The sequence below is a fragment of the Stenotrophomonas sp. 21LCFQ19 genome, from assembly GCF_056861425.1.
The window spans coordinates 176,624-194,642 of record NZ_JBSPUF010000008.1 but is presented as its reverse complement, the minus strand read 5'-3'; the positions used below and the strand labels follow the sequence as shown (position 1 = coordinate 194,642).

Here is an 18,019-nt window from a genome sequence, read left to right as displayed (position 1 = left end):
GGGGTAGGGCCCGGCGTGGCGCTGCGACTCAGAGGGTGAAAGCGTCCCCGAGGTAAACACGGCGCACGTCGGTATTGGCAAGCAGATCTTCCGGTGCCCCCTGCGCCAGTACGCTGCCTTCTGCGAGGATATACGCCCGGTCGCAGATTCCCAAGGTTTCGCGCACATTGTGGTCGGTGATCAACACACCGATGCCGCGTTGCTTGAGGTGGGTCACGATGCGCTGGATCTCGCCGACCGAGATCGGGTCGACGCCGGCAAACGGTTCGTCGAGCAGGATCAGGCGCGGCTTTGCAGCCAGTGCGCGGGCGATTTCGCAGCGACGACGTTCACCGCCGGACAGGCTGGCGCCGGTCTGGTCGGCGACGTGGCTGATCTGCAGTTCCTCCAGCAGCGAAGACAGTTCGTGCTCACGGCCGGCGCTGTCCAGGTCGGTGCGTAGTTCCAGCACCAGACGGATGTTGTCGGCCACACTGAGCTTGCGGAACACCGAGGGCTCCTGCGGCAGATAACCCACGCCCAGCTTCGCGCGCTCGTACATCGGCTCGGAGGTGATGTCCTTGCCATCAAGCACGATGCTGCCGGCGTCGGCGGCGACCAGGCCGACGATCATGTAGAAACAGGTGGTCTTGCCGGCACCGTTCGGGCCGAGCACGCCGACCACTTCGCCGGCATCCAGGGTCAGCCCGAAGTCCTTGACGACTTCGCGGTTCTTGTAGCGCTTGCGCAGGCCTTGGGCGACGAGCATTACTTGGCCTCTCCCGCCGCTGCCGGCGCCTTGTTCTTGGGCTGGATCACGGTGCGCACGCGGGTGCCGTCGCCGCCGCTCTGCATCGCGCCGCTGCGGGTGTTGTAGACCATGCGCTGGCCGGCGTTGGTGCCGCGCTCGGATTCAACCTTGTAGTTGCCGGTCAGGATGATGATTTCGCTGTTGATGTTGTAGTCCATGTTGTCGGCACGGGCATTCATCCAGGTGTTGTCATCCATCTGCTGCTTCAGCGTGGCTTGCTTGCCGGTGAGGATCACGCGTTCGGTTTCGCCGTTCTTGCGGATCACATCGGCAGTATCAGCGTGGATCTCCATCGAGCCCTGGGTGATGATCACGTTGCCGCTGAACTGGCACTTGCCGTTGTCGCTGAAGTTGCAGTCGTTGTTGTTGGAATCGATGGTCATCGGCTGGTTGCGATCCGATGCCTTGGACCACGCCAGGCCAGGTGCGAGCAGGACGGCGAGCAGGGTGATCGACGCGAGCTTAGCGGGCAGCTTTGGGTTCATAGCGGGTCTTGACCTGGGAAAGGAGTGAGTACTGCTGGGATTTGAGGTTGGCGCGGAAGCCGACACCGGTCTGCGAAAGGCCCGGTCGGGTCAGCGTGACCTGTGCATCGGTGCGCGCCAGGTCCTGCTCGGCGAGCACGTCCAGCGCGCTGGTACGGAAGGTGGTTGGTGGGGTCTTGCCATCGGTGGGGCTGTCACCAGCAACATTGCCGCGCAGGCGCAGTTCTTCGCCCTTGGGGCTGACCCAGCCGGTATCGGCGCTCAGTCGCCAGTGTTCTCCTGCCGCGTCGGGCAGCAAGAACAGTGGCTTGGTGATGTTGGATGTCTGGTCGGCGCGGCTACGCGCCATCGACGGCGCGCGCAGCGTCATCGACTCCTTGCCCTGCTTGTCCAGGGTGACGATCTCGAAGTCGGTCAAGGTGAAGTCGGTGCTGCCTTGCTCAATGGCCGTTGGCGCGGTGTTGGCGCGGTTGCGCCAGGCCGACCAGCCGCTGATCAAGGCGGCCAACAGCAGGCCAATGCCAAGAACTGAACGCCAACTCATCAGGAAAACCTCGCCAGGACTGCATCCAGTTTGCCCTGTGCGGCCAGCAGGACGTCACACAGCTCGCGCGCTGCGCCGCGTCCGCCTTGGGCACGGGTCTGCCAATGCACGCGTTCGGCGATCCACGGATGCGCATCGGCCGGGGCGACCGCCAGGCCGACCGCGCCCAGCGGCGCAAGATCGGGCAGGTCGTCGCCCATGAAGGCGACCTGATCCAGGCCGATGCCGTGCTGGTCGCACAAGGCGCGCACGCTGGCCAGCTTGTCGCCGACCGCGATCTGGGTGTCGATGCCAAGATCGGCGCCGCGGCGCTGCGCCGACAGGCTGTTGCGGGCGGTGATCAGCACCGGGTGGATGCCGTGTTGCTGCAGCAGCTTCAGGCCCAACCCGTCCTGCACGTAGTACGCCTTGCTCTCGTTGCCGGCATGGTCGTAGAACAGCCGGCCGTCGGTCAGTGTGCCGTCCACGTCAAAGCAGGCCAAGCGGATGGCGCTGGCGGTGGCGTGCAGATTGGTGGGGAAAAGCGCTAGCGGCGAGTAGGGCATTGGCAGGCAGGATCCGTTGCGGCAGGTCGGGTATTGGCCCGAGATCGTTGATTGTGCGGGGTTTAGACGACTTTTGCCCGCAACAGGTCATGAATGTTCAGGGCGCCGACGGGATGATTGTCGCCATCGACCACGATCAAACCATTGATCTTGTGGGTTTCCAGCAGTCGCGCGGCTTCCGCAGCCAGCTGGTCGGCACCAATGGTACGCGGGTTGCGGGTCATCACCTGGGCGATGCTGGCGGTGCGCACGTCCAGGTCGGTGTCCAGTGCACGGCGCAGGTCGCCGTCGGTGAACAGGCCCACCAGTCTGCCCTGGGCATCGACGACGGCGGTCATGCCAAGCCGCTTGCGGCTCATTTCCATCAAGGCCTGGCTGAGGCTGGCATCGTCCCTGACGCTGGGCAGGTCATCGCCGCCATGCATCACGTCGGTGATATGCAGCAGCAGGCGCCGGCCCAGGCTGCCGGCCGGGTGCGAGCGGGCGAAGTCGTCGGCGGTGAAGCCGCGGGCATCCAGCAGGGCCACCGCCAGCGCATCACCCATCGCCAGCGAGGCGGTGGTGCTGGAGGTCGGGGCCAGGGCCAGCGGGCAGGCCTCGTGGTCCACGTTCACGTCCAGATGCACGTCGGCGGCCAGCGCCAGGCTCGATTGCGGCTTGCCTGTCATGGAAATCAGTGGATTGCCCTGGCGCTTGAACACCGGCAGCAGGGTCAGTACTTCGTCCGATTCACCCGAATAAGAGAGTGCCAAAACCACGTCATCTTCGGTGATCATGCCAAGATCGCCGTGCCCGGCCTCGCCTGGGTGCACGTAGAACGACGGTGTGCCAGTCGACGCCAGGGTGGCGGCGATCTTGCGCGCGATATGCCCGGATTTGCCCATGCCGGTGGTGACCACACGGCCGCGCGAAGCCAGCACCAGCCGGCAGGCGGCGGCGAACTCGGCGCCAATGCGACCGCCTACCCGGTCCAGTTCGTCGCGCTCGATCTCGAACACACGGTGACCACTGGCCACCAGATCGGTGTCGCGCAATGTAGCCAGGGAAAGCGGGGAAGCAGCCATACGGGTGCCACTCGGAGAGTAGAATGGGGGTTCATTTTATTAGGAAAGCGCTTTGGACGCCGAGACCATCCGAAATCTGATCGAAGCCGGCCTGCCGGGCGCCCGCGCCGACGTGCAGGGCGACGACGGGGTGCACTTCGAGGCCACGGTGGTCTGCGAGGCATTTGCCGGCAAGATGCCCTTGGCGCGCCACCGCATGGTGTATGCGACGCTGGGCGACCTGATGGGCGGTGCGATCCACGCGTTGGCGTTGAAAACCATTACTCCGGGTGAAGCCGGCTGAGCCGGCTCACTCTCTTCTCCTTATATCGGCCTTAAATCCATGGCAAAAATCGTAGTCACCGGCGGCAATGCGCTGAGCGGTGAGGTTCATATCTCCGGCGCCAAGAACGCCGTCCTGCCGATCCTGTGCGCCACCTTGCTGGCCGATGCGCCGGTGGAAATCACCAATGTGCCGCATCTGCACGACGTGATCACCACCGTGAAGCTGCTCGGTGAGCTTGGCGCCAAGGTCACCGTCGACCAGGGCACGCTGTCGCGCGGCAGCGCGGTGGTGGTGGACCCGCGCACTGTTGATCAACATGTTGCGCCGTATGAGCTGGTCAAGACCATGCGCGCCTCGATCCTGGTTCTGGGCCCGTTGCTGGCCAAGTTCGGCAAGGCCGAAGTGTCGCTGCCGGGCGGATGCGCCATCGGCTCGCGCCCGGTTGACCAGCACATCAAGGGCCTGCAGGCGCTGGGTGCGGAAATCAGCGTGGAGAACGGCTTCATCAAGGCCCACGTCGATGGGCGCCTGAAAGGCGGCCGTTACACCTTCGACATGGTCAGCGTGACCGGCACCGAGAACGTGCTGATGGCAGCTGTACTTGCCGAAGGCACCTCGGTGCTGGAAAACGCCGCGATGGAGCCGGAAGTAGCCGATCTGGCGCATTGCCTGATCGCACTCGGCGCGAAGATCGAAGGCATTGGCACTGCGCGGCTGGTCGTGGAAGGCGTCGAGCGCCTGCACGGCGGTCGCCACGCGGTACTGCCCGATCGCATCGAAACCGGCACCTTCCTGGTGGCTGCAGCGATGAGCGGTGGTCGCGTCACGGTGCGCAATGCGCGCCCGGACACGATGGACGCAGTGCTGCACAAGCTGACCGAGGCCGGCGCCGAGATCAGCACCACCGAAGACAGCATCACCCTGGACATGCATGGCAAGCGGCCCAAGTCGGTGAACATCACCACCGCGCCGCATCCGGCGTTCCCGACCGATATGCAGGCGCAGTTCATGGCCATGAACTGCGTGGCCGATGGCGTGGGTGTGATCACCGAGACCATCTTTGAAAACCGCTTCATGCACGTCAACGAGCTGCTGCGCCTGGGGGCCGACATCCAGATCGAAGGCCATACCGCGATCGTGCGCGGCGTGGCCAAGCTTAGCGGTGCGCCGGTGATGGCGACCGATCTGCGTGCGTCGGCGTGCCTGATCCTGGCCGGTCTAGTGGCTGCGGACGAGACCAGCATCGACCGCATCTACCACCTTGATCGTGGCTACGAGAACATCGAGGAAAAACTCAGCGGGCTCGGCGCCAACGTGCGGCGGATCGCATGATCCTCAAGGGTCGCTTCAGTCCGCGCCGCAGGGCTTTGTTGGCCCTGGTGCTGCTGGCCCTGGCCTGGTTGGGCTGGGGCTGGTACAGCGGCGTGGCCATCACCCAGGGCGTTGAGAAGGAACAGATGGACTGGAATGGCGACGGCCAGATCAGTAGCGACGAGTTCCTGCAGGCGTTCTATGCGGTGCAGGTGAAGGACAGCGAAGAGGGCGACCGCCACTGCCGCAGTTTCATCTGGCGCAGCAGTGGTGAGGAATTCCGCCGCGATTGCCGTACGGTGTTCAAGAAGGACACCGCCGAATAGCACGCCTGCGCCGCCGCGCTGCGGCGCGTCTCGCTGGCAATGCAGGCCGGGTAAGCACAGCGCAGCCGGGATGCTGCCGCTCAGGCAGGGCACCGCTCCTGCTTGAGTCCTGTCGTTGCCTGTTGCAACTGTTGCCCAGGCCCAGGGTCTTGCCCGGGCTGGGCCTGGTTGCTGCTGTGCGCTGTGCTCAGCGCGACCAGGAGTTCATCTGCAGGCTGATCGTGGTGGCGCCGTTTTCGCGCTGGACGATGCGCACCGGTGCCGGGATGCCGGCCACGATCCACGCAATGGTCTGCTTTTCGGCGCCGCCCTGGGCCACCTTGGTGGCGTCGTAGTTGCGGCCGGCGATGGTGACCCGTTCGCGACCAATCACCCGATAGTTCATTGGCCGTGCACGCCCGTTCTCGATCATGCGATAGGACAGGGGGCGGCCGGCGGGCACGTCGCGTGCCAACGCCAGATTGATCAGCAGGGCGTCCATGTCGCCGGCGCGCAGGGCTACCGGTCCAGCACGGGTGGGTTTGACATCGCCGCTCCAGCGCGCCTGGCCGGCGGCCCAGTTGTAATTGGTAATGACACCGCGCTGGATCGAGGCATAGCTGCTCCGGTCGCTGCCACCCAGTGGCCGGTACTGCGTTCCCATGTCCTGGAACACGGTGGCCTGGCTCAGCTTGGCGAGCATGTGATCCACGGTCAGCAGGTACATCCAGGAACCATTGCGGGCCGGAGTGAGGGTCATCCGCGCGGATGCACTCAAACCTTTGTAGCTGGCGGTGTAACGTCCATCGAAACGCTGTACGGCTGCATCGGCAGTCGGGGCCAGGGATACAAGCAGGGCAGCTGCAAGCGGGAGCAGGGCAAATTTGCGAACAAGGGTCACGGCGGCTCTTCCATGAAAACGCCCGGCATCAGGCCGGGCGCGTTGGGGTGTGGGCGTTGGTCAGTTGATCGAACGGATGGTCAGGTCCAGTGCGTCCTGGCCGTTCTCGCGCTGCAGCAGGCGTGCTGGTACCGGCATGCCGGGAACGATCCAGGCGATCTGTTCCTTGTTGCCATCCACGCGCGACACCTTGGTGGCTTCCTGCTGCTTGCCGCCGATGGTCAGGTTTTCCTTGCCGATCACCCGGTAGGTCATGGGTTTGATGCGGCCATCGTCGACCATGCGGTAAGTCAGGGGCTTGCCGGCAGCGACATCGCGGGCAATGGCCAGGTTGATCAACAGTGCATCCATGTCACCGCTCTGCAGGCGGATCGGGCCACTGCGATCGGGCTTCACGTCGCCGGTCCAGGTGGCTTGGTTGCTGTTCCAGTCATAGCGCGCATCCACCTGCTTGCGCTTGATCAGCACCACCGAACGGTCATGGCTGCTCAACGGGCGCAGTTTGCCGCCGTGTTCGTCGAACACGGTGGCCTGGCTCAGTTCCGCCATCGGGTTCTTGATCTGCAGGCTGTAGCGCCATTGGTTGTTGCCGGCGGGAGCTACCGACATCACGCCATTGGCCTGCATGCCCATGTAGCTGGCCTGGTAGTTGGCGGTGAACGGCTCAAATGCCAAGGCTGGCAGGCTGGCAGCGACCAGTGCGGCGGCAGCGAGGTAACGCAGGGGGCTACGGGTAAGCTTCATGCTCAGGCTCCTTGGTATTCGATCAGGCGCAGGTCGATTTCGTCCTGACCGTCTTTGCGTTGCAGGATGCGCACCGGGGTGGGTACGCCGTTGGCGATCCACAGGATGGTTTCATCATTGCCGCCATTGGTGCGGTAGACCCGCAAGGCGTCATAGCTGAGATCACCCACCTGCACGTTCTCGGTGGTGTCAGCGGCACGGTACTCGTACTGGCGCACCCGGCCGACATCAACGTAGCGGTACTGCAGTGCCTGTCCCGGGCGCGCATCGCGCATCAGCGACAGATTCAGCACCAAGGCGCTCTGGTCGCCGCGCTGCAGCGCAATCGGGCGCTGCCGTTCTTTCTTGAGGTCACCCTGCCACTGCGCGGTACCGGCTTGCCAGTCATAGACGCCGGTAACCTTCTTGCTCATGAACAGGGCCTTCTTGACCGTGCTCTGGCTCAGTGGCGTGTAGACGCTGCCTTGGTTGTTGAACACATTGCTCTGCTCGATGTTCAGCCCGAGGATGCTGGCAAAGCCGCGCTTGCCGCGCACCGCCATGTCCACCCGCCATTGGCTGTCGCTGTTGTGGACCACCCGCATGGTTGCATCACCGGCTTCCTTGCCCTTGTAGAAGGCCTGGTAGGTGGCGACGAACGGCTCCAGTGCCGGCGGGGTCCACTCCAGCGCCGGCGGCGCCAGGACAACCGGTGCCTGCGCCGGATCAGCCGTTGGTGTGGGCGTTTCCTGTGCGTGGCTGACCGCTGATACCAGCAGTGCGGTCAAAACCAATGGTTTGAAAAGCGCTATGGCCATGTGGGGACGAGGGCAGAGGGGAGGGGGGATCTTGCCAAACCACACGTCAGCAGCCCGTGCGGATCAGCGACGGAGGGTTCCGGCGGAATCTAGGCGTAATGGACTAAACACAGACTGACCGTCGTAGTGGACCATGCCATCGCGTTCAGCAAGTCGGCCGGCGACCAGCAACTGTACGCTGGCCAGCAGCAGCGGGTGTTCGACCGCCAGCACGCGCTTGGCCAGCACTTCAGCACTGTCCCCGGCCAGCACCGGGACCCGTGCCTGGGCGATGACCGCCCCGGCATCCAGTTCAGGTACGACGAAGTGCACGCTGGCGCCGTGCTCGGCATCGCCGGCCTCGATGGCGCGGGCATGGGTGTGCAGGCCTTTGTGCAAGGGCAGCAGCGAGGGGTGGATGTTCACCAGGCGCCCGCTGAAGCGCTGTACGAAGCCAGCGCCGAGAATGCGCATGTAACCGGCGCAGATGATCCAGTCCGGCTGGCTTGCCGCCACCGCGTCGGCCAACGCGCTGTCAAACGCCTCGCGGTCGGCGAAATCGCTGGGGGAGCGCGCCCAACGCTGTGCGGGGGCCACTTTTTCCAGCGCGGCGGCGGCTGGCTTGTCGGAGAATACACCGACGATTTGCGCATCCAGCTGGCCTTCGGCAATCGCGTCCTGCAGGCATTGCAGGTTGCTGCCGCGGCCGGAGGCAAGCACGGCGAGACGGGGCAGGGGGCTCATGCCCGCGTCTTCCGCAACAGCGGCCACAGCGCCAGGCTGCCGAGGGTGGCCAGTAACATGTCTGCATGCGCGTCCCAGATGTCGCCCTGCTGGCCGTTGTAGGCTTCGGCGGCTTCCGGTGACAGCGCCAGGGCGATGCCCCATTCCAGCCATTCGTAGGCCAGGCTGGTACACATGATGGTCATCACCGCCAGCGTGAAGGCCTGGCCCACACGAAGTGCCGGCCAGGTGCGCCGGGCCAGTTGGGTCAGTGCCGGGGTGAAGCAGATGCCGTACAGCAGGTGGATCAGCCGGTCGAAATGATTGCGTTCCCAGCCGAAGGCGGCGTTCGGCGACCAGCCGAACAGCGCCTGCGCCCATTGGTCATAGGGGATGTTGGAGTACAGCCAACGGGCGCCGATGCAGTGCAGGAGGATGAAGCCGCAGATGGCCGCGAAGGCGCCGCTGCCCAGTGGCCAGCGGCGGTCCACCCACCATAGCGCCAGCAGGCCGAGCACGGTCAACGAGCTGTGCAGGGCCTGTTCCACAGGCCATAACGGTTTGATCCAGGTGAGCGCGAATACAACAAGCACGCCGATGAAGGCGGCCTTCTTGGCGGCTGTCATGTAGGCGTTGGCTCAGCCGATGTGGACGCGTTCGGCGCCGTTTTCAGCGACCACTTCACCAATCTGCCAATGCGCCAGTTCCAACGAGTCCAGCGTGGCGTTGATGGCGGTGACCTGGTCGGCCGGCACCAGCAGCACGAAACCGATGCCGCAGTTGAAGGTGCGCCACATCTCGCTGTCGGCCACATTGCCTTCGCGCTGCAGCCACTGGAACACCGGCGGCAACGGCCAGCTGCTGGCGTCGATGGTCAGGCCCAGGCCTTCCGGCACCACGCGGATGATGTTCTCGGTCAGGCCGCCGCCGGTGACGTGGGCCATGCCGTGCACGGCTGCGCCGTGGGTCTTGAGCAGCGACAGGATCGGCTTGACGTACAGGCGGGTCGGCGCCATCAGCGCATCGACCAGCTTCACGCCGTTTTCCAGCACCAGATCGGCCGGGCTGCCGGCACGTTCATAGATGCGACGGACCAGCGAATACCCGTTGGAGTGCGGACCGGAGGAGGCAATGCCGATCAGCACGTCGCCGAGGGCAACGGCCGAGCCGTCCTTCAGCTCGCTCTTCTCCACGCCGGCGACGGTGAAGCCGGCCAGGTCGTACTCGCCCGGGGCGTACATGTCGGGCATTTCAGCGGTTTCGCCGCCGATCAGCGCGCAGCCGGCCTCGGTGCAGCCATTGGCGATGCCGCCGACCACGGCCGCAGCGGTGTCGATGTCGAGCTTGCCGGTGGCGAAATAATCCAGGAAGAACAAGGGCTCAGCACCCTGTACCAGCACGTCGTTGACGCACATCGCGACCAGATCGATGCCGATGGTGTCGTGGCGGCCAAGCTGTTGTGCCAGCTTCAGCTTGGTGCCGACGCCGTCGGTACCGGACACCAGCACCGGCTCGCGGTACTTGTTGGAGAGGTCGAACAGGGCGCCAAAGCCACCCAGTCCGCCCATCACCTCCGGGCGGAAGCTGCGCTTTACCAGCGGCTTGATACGCTCGACCAGTTCGTTGCCCGCGTCGATGTCGACACCGGCGTCACGGTAGGTCAGGGGGGAGTTGGCAGAGGTCGAGGGGCTGGTCACTGGCGGCTGCACTGGCGGGGTGAACGGTCGATTTTAACAGGCCACGTTGGCGTGAAGGCCCCATTCGGGCAACAATTCCCTCCGGAATCGTCGAGCAATGGAAATTTCAATGCGCCGCAGCCTGGTCACAATCCTGTTTCTGGCGCTCTGCCTGCCAATTTCGTTGGTGCAGGCACAGTCGTCCAGCATGCGTACCGAAGGGGACGTGGCTGGCGCCAGCAGTGCCTATGAGGCCGAGGTACCGGTCAACAGCCAAAGCGAGGCCGATCGCAACGGCGGGCTGGCGCGCGCGCTGGGCGCGGTGCTGGCCAAGCTGTCCGGCGACCGCAGCGTGCTGGCGCGGCCGGGTGTGGCGCAGGCCCTGCGCAGCGCCAAGGACATGGCCGAGAGTTATGACTACCGGCAGGATCAAAGCGTCAGCGCCAGTGGCGCACCGAGCTTCCGGACCATGCTGGTGGCACGCTTCCGCCAGGATGACGTCGACGGGCTGGTGGCGGCGCTGGGGCTGCCGGTATGGCCGCAGCCACGACCCAAGCCGGTGGTCTGGCTGGCCATCGATGATGGCAGCGGTCCGCGCCTGGTCGGTGTACCGCAGTCCAATGCGGCGCGGCCATTGCTGGATCGTGCGGTTGAACGTGGCTTCAAGCTGGGCCTGCCTGCCGGCGGCGCGGCCGAGCAGGCCCTGGTCGGTGCGATCTGGCGCCAGGACACCGCTGCGGTAGCGCGCGCCTCATCGCGCTATTCGCCGCCGATGCAGCTGATCGGCAAGTTGTACCGTGGCAAGGGTGGCGGTTGGGTTGCGGACTGGGTGTTTGTCGACAATGGCCGTGAACTGTCCAAGTGGACCACCAACGACGCCGATGCCCGGCGGGCGATGATGGCCGGTGCCGATGGCGCCGCCGATGCGCTGGTGCGGCGCTATGCCAAGGCGCCGGTCGGTGGTGCCGCCGGTGTTTACCGGATCGTGGTCAGCGGTATCCGCAGTGCCGACGACTACCTGCGCTTGGCCGCCACCTTGCAGCGAGTGGCGGTGGTCAAGTCGATCATGCCGATCCAGGCCTCGGGTGACCGACTGGAGCTGGATGTCGAGCTGATGAGCGGCTTGCCTGGGTTCAACCGCATGCTGGGCAGCGACGCCGCGCTACAGCCGGTGGGTGCGGTAGGCGACGACGATGCCGACGCCGGTACCGAACAGAACAGTAGCCGCCGCGCGGAGTACCGCATTCGATGAGTACTGATACAGCGGAAATGGAAATCGCGCTGTTCCTGCGCCGCCTCAAGTGGGTGGTGCTCAGTGCCTTCGGGTTGTGGGTGATGTGGCTGCTGGCACCAGTGCTGACCCCGTTCGTGGTCGCCTTGATGCTGGCGTGGCTGGGCGATCCGCTGGTTGACCGGCTGGAAGCCAGCGGCCGTTCGCGCAACACCGCGGTGGTGCTGGTGTTCGTGTTGATGATCCTGCTGCTGGCCTTGGCGCTGCTGATCCTGGTGCCCTTGATACAGCGCCAGATCATTACCCTGGTCACCGCTTTGCCCCAAGGGCAGGAGTGGCTGATGAACACCGCAATCCCGTGGCTTGAGCAGAAAACCGGGCTGGAAATCATGGCCTGGCTGGACCCGGGCCGTCTGTTCGAGTGGGTGCGCAGCCACTGGCAGCAGGCTGGCGGCGTTGCCACCACGTTCTTTGGCTACGTGTCGCGTTCGGGTTTTGCGATGGTGGCCTGGGTGATCAACCTGGCCTTGTTGCCGATCCTGGCCTATTACTTCCTGCGCGACTGGGACAAGCTGGTCGAGCGGGTTGCATCGATGATCCCGCGCAACCATATCGAAGTGGTTACGCGCTTGGCGCGTGAGTCCAATGACGTGCTGGGTGCCTTCATCCGCGGCCAGATCGTGGTGATGATCGCACTGGGCATCGTGTATGCCGCGGGCCTCAGCCTGGTGGGCCTGAACCTGGGCCTGTTGATCGGCCTGGTCGCAGGTTTGATCAGTTTCATCCCCTACCTGGGTGCAACCACCGGCGTGGTGATGGCGGTGCTGGCGGCACTGGTGCAATCGCAGGGCTTTGACCTGCAGTTGCTGGTGTTGGTTGGCGTGGTCTTCACGGTCGGCCAGTTGCTGGAAAGCTATGTGCTGACCCCGCGTATTGTCGGTGACAAAATTGGCCTGCACCCGGTGGCGGTGATTTTCGCGGTGATGGCAGGTGGCCAGTTGTTTGGCTTCCTGGGAATGCTGCTGGCCTTGCCAGCGGCGGCGGTGATCAACGTGTTGTTGCGCTATGCGCACCAGCGTTATCGCCAAAGTGAGTTGTATGCCGGCCACGGGCCGACGATTGTGTTGGATCCGCGCAACGCTCAGGTGCCGGCGGATCTGAGCATCGTGTCGAAGGATGTAGAACCGAAGTGAGTGTGCCGCAGTTACCGCTGGCCTTGCGTTACCCGCCAGACCAGCGCTTTGAAACATTCATCGGTGCGCCGGAAGGCGCGCTGCCGCAGTTGCGTGCCGTTGCCAATGGCAGCAGCCAGGATTGGATCTATCTGGTGGGTGCCGGTGCTACCGGCAAGACGCACCTGGCCCTGGCCACCTGCGCTGCTGCACTGCAGGCCGGGCGTCGCCCTGCGTACCTGCCACTACAGGCGGCCGGTACGCGCCTGCAGGACGCCCTGGAAGCGTTGGAAGGGCACGACGTGCTGGCGCTGGACGGGCTGGAATATGTCGCCGGTCGACGCGAGCAGGAAATCACCCTGTTCGAGTTCCACAATCGCGCGCGCGCTGCCGACGTGACCGTGATCTATACCTCGCGGCTGCCGCCTGATGGCCTGGGGTTGGTGTTGCCGGACCTGCGCTCGCGGCTGTCGCAGTGCAGCCGCATCACCCTGGAGCCGCTGGATGCCGAAGGCCGTGGCGCAGTGCTGCGCGAACGTTCGGTGCGCCGTGGGTTGGTGATGGATGAGGCGACGCTGGACTGGTTGCTGACCCGCACCGGCCGCGACCTGAGCGGACTCGTGACCTTGCTGGAGAGGCTGGACCGCGAATCGCTGGCGGCAAAGAAGCGGATCACCGTGCCGTTCCTGAAACGGGTGTTGGAGAACGGGCCGGGTTGATCGGCATTATGGATTCTGTGGGAGCGGTGTAAACCGCGAAGCAGATGTCATATCCGCATAAGAAAGATGCCTGCGATTGCAGGCATCTTTGTATCTGGGGCTTCAGTTGCTTCGCGGTTTGCACCGCTCCCACAAACGGCTGGCGGACGCGACTTCTGTAGGAGCGGCGTAAGCCGCGAAGCCGGTGTCGCGTCCGCAAACGAAGATGCCTGCAATTGCAGGCATCTGTGTATCTGAGTCTTCACTTGCTTCGCGGCTCACACCGCTCCTACAAGAGCTGGTTTTCCAGCTGCTGCAGGCGCTCGGGGGTGCCGACGTCGGTCCAGCGGCCTTGGTGATGCTGGCCGCTGATGCTGTCGGTGGCCATTGCCGCGCGCAGCAAGGGCGCCAGTTTGAAGCGTGGCGGTGTTTCCGTGCTGCCATCGGCATCGCCAATCACGGTCTGCCAGTTCTGCAGCAGCTGCGGTCGATATATGCCGATGCCGGCAAAGGTCAACCGTGCCTGTTCGCCGTTGTCGTGCATCAGGCCATCGGCTTCAAGAATGAAATCACCACGAGGGTGCTGCACTGGATTGTCGACCATGACCAGGTGCGCATTGCCCTTCGGTTCGCGCGGAAGATCGGCGAAGTCGAAGTCGCTCCAGATGTCGCCATTGATCGCCAGGAACGGCGCATCGCCAAGCAGCGGCAGCGCGTTGTGCATGCCGCCGCCGGTTTCCAGCGGCACCGGGCCTTCGTACAGGTAATGCAGGCGCAGGTTCCAGCGACTGCCATCGCCGAGCTTTTCCGGAAACTGCGTGGCCAGCCAGCTGGTGTTGACCACCACATCGGCGATGCCCAGCGCGGCGAGGCGCTGCAGGTGCCATTCGATCAGTGGCACACCGGCCACGGCCAACAGCGGCTTGGGCGTGTGATCGGTAAGCGGGCGCATGCGCTCGCCCAGCCCGGCGGCGAAGATCAAGGCTTTCATGCGGAAGCCTTGGTGGCCATTGCCGGCTTGAAGCGGCGCTCGAACAGGTCCTGCAGCGGCGCCAGCTCCGGATAGCGCGGCAACACCTCATCCAGGTAGCGAATGAAACGCGGTGCGTCTTCGAAGTAATGGCCCTTGCCGTCGCGATCACGCAGACGCACGAAGATGCCGAGGATCTTCAGATGGCGCTGCACGCCCATCCAGTCGGCGTCGCGCAGGAACTGCGGCCACGGCCGCACCGGCAGGCCGGCGGCCAGTGCCTTTGCGTGGTAGCGCGCAAGCCAGGCGTCCACTTTTTCCAGCGGCCAGCTCAGGAAGGCGTCCTTGAACAGACTGGCCGGATCATAGGCAATCGGACCGCTGACCAGATCCTGGAAGTCCAGCACCGCGGGGCCTCCATCAACCGGCATCAGGTTGCGCGGCATGAAGTCGCGATGGGTCAGCACTTGTGGCTGGTTCAAGGCGTTGTCCATCAGGCGCCGTTGCACCAGCTGCAACTGCTCGCTTTCGCCGCAGTCCAAGCTCAGGCCGAGGTGGCGTTGCACGAACCACTCTTCAAACAGGCCAGCATCACGCTGCAGCAGTGCTTCGCCGAACGCGCCCATGCCGTAGGGCACCGGAATCGACTGCAGGCGGATCAGTTGCACGAAGCTCGCATCGAACCAAGCGTCGGCGGTGTCGTCACTGATGAAGCGGGCCAGGGTTGGTCCGCCCAGGTCTTCCAGCAGCAGGAAGCCGTTGTCGACATCGCGCGCCAATATCTGCGGTACACGCACGCTGTTGGTTTCCAGCAGGTCGTGCATGCGCAGCCAGGGGCGTACATCTTCCAACCCGGGCGGTGAGTCCATCACGATGTGGCTGCCGCGTGCGCTGGTGCTGCGCCAATAGCTGCGGAAACCGGCATCGACCGATGCGCGTTCAAGCGTGGTGGCAGGGTCGCCGAGTGCGGTGCAGGTCCACTGCAGGCGTTGTTGGGCGCGCAGCGGATCGGAAGCGGGATCGTTCATGGACACTACAAGTGAAGCGGCGCCAGCAGGCGCCGTTGGATGGAGTCAGCGCTTGCCGCCGCTGACCAGACGCAGCAGTGCCAGCAGGGCGATCGCGCCAATGATGGCGCCGATGAAGCCGGCCGGCTGACCGGCGGCATACCAGCCCATCTCACGGCCGAACCAGCCAGCAAATACCGCGCCGGCCACGCCGAGCACGATGGTCAGCAGGCAGCCCATGCGGTTGTTGCCGGGCATGAAGAAGCGCCCGAGCAGGCCTACGAAGAAGCCGATCAGGATGATGTACAGCCAGCTGTCGCTGCCAAACAGTCCGCTCATGTTCTTGCCCGTGCCAAAGAAAAACGCAGCCTAGCAAGGCCAGGCTGCGTTCGTCATCAAACCATCAACATCCGACCAACAACGTCGGACCGATCAGCAGCAGCCGTGGCCACCGTGACGGGTGCCGCTGTCGGCGGCCACCGGCGAACCGCTGGTTTCGCCACGCAGGCTGGCGGCGTGGTGGTCGAACAGCACCTTGGACACGCAGGAGGTGACGCGCTTGCCCATCGGGATGTGCAGGAACTCGTTCGGGCCGTGTGCATTGGAGTGCGGGCCGAGCACGCCGGTGATCATGAACTGCGCACCCGGGAACTTCTCGCCCAGCATGCCCATGAACGGGATCGAGCCGCCTTCGCCCATGTACATCGCCGGCTTGCCGAAGAAGGCCTGGCTGGCGGCGTCGATGGACTGCTCCAGCCACGGCGCCATGGCCGGTGCGTTCCAGCCGGTGGAGGCTTTTTCCAGGTCCAGGCTGACGTGGGCGCCGTTCGGCGGATCACGCAGCAGGGCTTCCTTCAGCAGCTCGCCGCATGCCTTGCCATTGGCGGTCGGCGGCAGGCGCAGCGACAGCTTCACCGAGGTTTCCGGGCGCAGCACGTTGCCGGCCGATTCCAGCGGCGGCATGCCGCCGATGCCGGTCACCGACAGGGCCGGGCGCCAGGTGCGGTTGAGGACCAGTTCGGTCAGCTCATCGCTCATCGGCTTGAGGCCGTCGACCAGCGGGAACTTGTCGAAGATGGCGGTATCGACCACGTCGGCGGCGCGCTTGGCCTGTTCCAGGCGCTCGGCCGGGATTTCGGTGTGCAGGCCTTCCAGCAGGATGCGGCCGGTGTTCTCGTCCTCGATGCGCGACAGCAACTGGCGCAGCAGGCGGAAGCTGGACGGCACCACACCGGAGGCATCACCGGAGTGCACGCCTTCGTTGAGCACCTTGACGGTGAAGTTGCCGCCGGTCAGGCCGCGCAGCGAGGTGGTGCACCACAGCTGGTCGTAGTTGGCGCAGCCCGAATCCAGGCACACCACCAACGACGGCTGGCCGATGCGCTCAGCCAGGTGGTCAACATAAGCGGGCAGATCGTAGGAGCCGGATTCCTCACAGGCTTCGATCAGGATCACGCAGCGGGCGTGCGGCAGACCCTGTTCCTGCAGCGCCAGCACCGCGGCCAGCGAGCCGAAGATGGCGTAGCCGTCATCAGCGCCGCCGCGACCGTACAGCTTGTCGCCGCGCAGCACCGGAATCCACGGGCCGAGGTCCTCGTCCCAACCGGTCATTTCCGGCTGCTTGTCCAGGTGGCCGTAGAGCAGCACGGTGTCGTCGCCGGTTTCCGGGCCGGTGGCCGGGATTTCCAGGAACAGCAGCGGAGTGCGGCCTTCCAGGCGAACCACCTCGACCTGCAGGCCGGGAATGGTCTGCGCCTTGGCCCAGCTTTCCATCAGGGTGACGGCCTGCTCCATGTAGCCGTTGGCGACCCAGTTGGCGTCGAACATCGGCGACTTGTTGGGGATACGGATGTAATCGACCAATTGCGGGACGATGTCGTTGTCCCACTTGTCGCTGAGAAATTGGCCGATCTTGGCGCTGTCCATCTGGATCTCCGATAGCAATGTCAGGTGCAACCATTCTACGCCGCTCCCTTGTTTATCGGGCTGGCGACGGTTTCATCAGTGAATTTTTGTAGGACTTTTCCTACAAGGGCCCGGGTGGTTGGCTGGCTGTTTGCTGAACCCGCCCCGGATATTCTGGATTCATGTGGCGCGGAACACTGATCTGACCGGCGGGATAGCCAGCCGATCAATGACCAAGCCACAAGGAGTACAGCGATGAAGCTTTTTACCGTAACGCTGCAGTCTCTGATTCTCGCATTGTTGTTGACGCTAACGGCGCAAGCCAAGGACAAGGTCGACATCAATACCGCCTCCGCGGCGGAGCTGAATCAGGTGTTGGTGAATGTCGGCCCTTCCAAGGCGCAGGCGATCATTGAACACAGACAGGCCAACGGGCCCTTCAAAAGTGTCGAGGAACTGGCACTGGTGAAAGGAATCGGATTGAAGACGGTCGAACGGAATCGTGACCTGATCGAAGCAAGGGCCGGAGCTGCCCCTGCCAAGAACGCTGCCGGGACGGTAGCTGCGCAGCCGGTTGAGAGGCGCTGAGCGGAAGGAATCGAATAGTGAGCCGTCAGGATGACGGATCACCAGGAACCCGAAAAGGGCAGGACGCTGGGGGCTGGCAGGATGCCAACAAGGATGTGAGGTCGTCCGGTGGTGCACAGTGACGTGCAGCCGGGCGATTTTTCTGTCTTTGCTCCAAAGAACAAGGCCCGGGTCTTCCCGGGCCTTGTTCCTTTCTGGGGATTTGCGATTCGGGGTTCGCGATTGGGGATTGGGGGTTCGCAAGAGCCGCTACGAGCTCCGGGTTTGCGCACGCGGCGCCATCGGCGTGGTGCGCATGTAGCCCGGGTAAGCGCAGCGC

The 18,019-nt window shown here is 64.4% G+C and carries 22 protein-coding genes; 7 read left to right on the top strand and 15 right to left on the bottom strand.

The window, feature by feature from the left end; all coding sequences use genetic code 11:
- Nucleotides 1–28: 28 nt before the first annotated feature.
- From lptB to AC13FW_RS11000, 5 genes are all read right to left on the bottom strand, one after another.
- A complete protein-coding gene (lptB, locus tag AC13FW_RS11020; protein ID WP_282267859.1) occupies nt 29–748 on the bottom strand; it encodes an LPS export ABC transporter ATP-binding protein in 720 nt (239 codons plus the stop codon).
- The gene (lptA, locus tag AC13FW_RS11015; protein WP_282267857.1) at nt 748–1,275 is read right to left on the bottom strand and encodes a lipopolysaccharide transport periplasmic protein LptA; all 528 of its coding nucleotides are present in this window, start codon (nt 1,273–1,275) and stop codon (nt 748–750) included. The genes lptB and lptA overlap by 1 nt, the downstream gene beginning before the upstream one ends.
- Nucleotides 1,253–1,819: an LPS export ABC transporter periplasmic protein LptC gene (gene lptC / locus AC13FW_RS11010; RefSeq protein WP_482989077.1), complete on the bottom strand. Its 567-nt coding sequence runs from the start codon at nt 1,817–1,819 to the stop codon at nt 1,253–1,255. The genes lptA and lptC overlap by 23 nt, the downstream gene beginning before the upstream one ends.
- Nucleotides 1,819–2,364, bottom strand: coding sequence for a KdsC family phosphatase (locus tag AC13FW_RS11005; protein WP_282267853.1), 546 nt, complete (start codon nt 2,362–2,364; stop codon nt 1,819–1,821). Before AC13FW_RS11005 ends, lptC begins: the two co-directional genes overlap by 1 nt.
- Before the next feature lie 62 nt (nt 2,365–2,426).
- Nucleotides 2,427–3,428, bottom strand: coding sequence for a KpsF/GutQ family sugar-phosphate isomerase (locus AC13FW_RS11000; protein WP_282267852.1), 1,002 nt, complete (start codon nt 3,426–3,428; stop codon nt 2,427–2,429).
- Between the two features lie 52 nt (nt 3,429–3,480).
- Here AC13FW_RS11000 and AC13FW_RS10995 point away from each other — a divergent pair, with 52 nt between their 5' ends.
- Genes AC13FW_RS10995 through AC13FW_RS10985 form a run of 3 tightly spaced genes read left to right on the top strand, consistent with a single transcriptional unit; the run spans nt 3,481 to nt 5,330 of the window.
- Nucleotides 3,481–3,711 (top strand): BolA family protein, encoded by a 231-nt coding sequence (locus AC13FW_RS10995; protein ID WP_296251001.1) that lies wholly within the window; start codon nt 3,481–3,483, stop codon nt 3,709–3,711.
- A 39-nt stretch (nt 3,712–3,750) separates the two neighbouring features.
- Nucleotides 3,751–5,025 (top strand): UDP-N-acetylglucosamine 1-carboxyvinyltransferase, encoded by a 1,275-nt coding sequence (gene murA, locus AC13FW_RS10990; RefSeq protein ID WP_296250999.1) that lies wholly within the window; start codon nt 3,751–3,753, stop codon nt 5,023–5,025.
- Nucleotides 5,022–5,330, top strand: a complete 309-nt coding sequence (locus AC13FW_RS10985) for an EF-hand domain-containing protein (protein WP_296250997.1) — start codon at nt 5,022–5,024, stop codon at nt 5,328–5,330. The genes murA and AC13FW_RS10985 overlap by 4 nt, the downstream gene beginning before the upstream one ends.
- Nucleotides 5,331–5,517: 187 nt before the next feature.
- Here AC13FW_RS10985 and AC13FW_RS10980 read toward each other — a convergent pair whose 3' ends face one another.
- From AC13FW_RS10980 to purM, 6 genes are all read right to left on the bottom strand, one after another.
- A complete protein-coding gene (locus AC13FW_RS10980) occupies nt 5,518–6,210 on the bottom strand; it encodes a DUF3108 domain-containing protein (protein WP_296250995.1) in 693 nt (230 codons plus the stop codon).
- A gap of 60 nt (nt 6,211–6,270) precedes the next feature.
- Nucleotides 6,271–6,954 carry a DUF3108 domain-containing protein gene (locus tag AC13FW_RS10975; RefSeq protein WP_296250994.1) on the bottom strand — a complete coding sequence of 228 codons (684 nt, stop codon included), beginning with the start codon at nt 6,952–6,954 and terminating at the stop codon, nt 6,271–6,273.
- 2 nt (nt 6,955–6,956) lie between these two features.
- Complete coding sequence (locus AC13FW_RS10970; protein ID WP_482989076.1) at nt 6,957–7,751, bottom strand: DUF3108 domain-containing protein; 795 nt, start codon at nt 7,749–7,751, stop codon at nt 6,957–6,959.
- A 63-nt stretch (nt 7,752–7,814) separates the two neighbouring features.
- Nucleotides 7,815–8,474 (bottom strand): phosphoribosylglycinamide formyltransferase, encoded by a 660-nt coding sequence (gene purN, locus AC13FW_RS10965; RefSeq protein ID WP_482989075.1) that lies wholly within the window; start codon nt 8,472–8,474, stop codon nt 7,815–7,817.
- Nucleotides 8,471–9,079 carry a DUF2238 domain-containing protein gene (locus AC13FW_RS10960; protein WP_282267834.1) on the bottom strand — a complete coding sequence of 203 codons (609 nt, stop codon included), beginning with the start codon at nt 9,077–9,079 and terminating at the stop codon, nt 8,471–8,473. The genes purN and AC13FW_RS10960 overlap by 4 nt, the downstream gene beginning before the upstream one ends.
- A gap of 12 nt (nt 9,080–9,091) precedes the next feature.
- Entirely contained in the window at nt 9,092–10,150 is a 1,059-nt protein-coding gene (gene purM / locus AC13FW_RS10955; protein WP_481614993.1) for a phosphoribosylformylglycinamidine cyclo-ligase, read from the bottom strand.
- A 97-nt stretch (nt 10,151–10,247) separates the two neighbouring features.
- On the opposite strand from purM, the gene AC13FW_RS10950 reads away from it, so the two are divergent.
- The 3 genes from AC13FW_RS10950 to hda are packed head-to-tail and all read left to right on the top strand — an operon-like array spanning nt 10,248 to nt 13,251.
- Nucleotides 10,248–11,381 carry a DUF2066 domain-containing protein gene (locus AC13FW_RS10950; protein WP_296250985.1) on the top strand — a complete coding sequence of 378 codons (1,134 nt, stop codon included), beginning with the start codon at nt 10,248–10,250 and terminating at the stop codon, nt 11,379–11,381.
- Nucleotides 11,378–12,553: an AI-2E family transporter gene (locus AC13FW_RS10945; RefSeq protein WP_296250983.1), complete on the top strand. Its 1,176-nt coding sequence runs from the start codon at nt 11,378–11,380 to the stop codon at nt 12,551–12,553. Before AC13FW_RS10950 ends, AC13FW_RS10945 begins: the two co-directional genes overlap by 4 nt.
- Nucleotides 12,550–13,251, top strand: a complete 702-nt coding sequence (hda, locus tag AC13FW_RS10940; RefSeq protein ID WP_296250981.1) for a DnaA regulatory inactivator Hda — start codon at nt 12,550–12,552, stop codon at nt 13,249–13,251. Before AC13FW_RS10945 ends, hda begins: the two co-directional genes overlap by 4 nt.
- Before the next feature lie 268 nt (nt 13,252–13,519).
- On the opposite strand, the gene murU is transcribed toward hda, so the two are convergent.
- The 4 genes from murU to AC13FW_RS10920 all read right to left on the bottom strand — a co-directional run bounded on the left by murU (nt 13,520) and on the right by AC13FW_RS10920 (nt 17,133).
- Nucleotides 13,520–14,221: an N-acetylmuramate alpha-1-phosphate uridylyltransferase MurU gene (gene murU / locus AC13FW_RS10935; RefSeq protein WP_482989074.1), complete on the bottom strand. Its 702-nt coding sequence runs from the start codon at nt 14,219–14,221 to the stop codon at nt 13,520–13,522.
- The gene (locus AC13FW_RS10930; RefSeq protein ID WP_482989073.1) at nt 14,218–15,228 is read right to left on the bottom strand and encodes an aminoglycoside phosphotransferase family protein; all 1,011 of its coding nucleotides are present in this window, start codon (nt 15,226–15,228) and stop codon (nt 14,218–14,220) included. The genes murU and AC13FW_RS10930 overlap by 4 nt, the downstream gene beginning before the upstream one ends.
- A gap of 45 nt (nt 15,229–15,273) precedes the next feature.
- On the bottom strand, nt 15,274–15,546 hold the full coding sequence (locus tag AC13FW_RS10925; protein WP_282267821.1) for a GlsB/YeaQ/YmgE family stress response membrane protein: 273 nt from the start codon (nt 15,544–15,546) through the stop codon (nt 15,274–15,276).
- A gap of 93 nt (nt 15,547–15,639) precedes the next feature.
- Nucleotides 15,640–17,133 (bottom strand): M20 family metallopeptidase, encoded by a 1,494-nt coding sequence (locus tag AC13FW_RS10920; RefSeq protein ID WP_296250974.1) that lies wholly within the window; start codon nt 17,131–17,133, stop codon nt 15,640–15,642.
- A 234-nt stretch (nt 17,134–17,367) separates the two neighbouring features.
- Between AC13FW_RS10920 and AC13FW_RS10915 the strand changes: the two genes are divergently transcribed.
- Entirely contained in the window at nt 17,368–17,700 is a 333-nt protein-coding gene (locus AC13FW_RS10915; protein WP_482989072.1) for a ComEA family DNA-binding protein, read from the top strand.
- Nucleotides 17,701–18,019 lie beyond the last annotated feature (319 nt).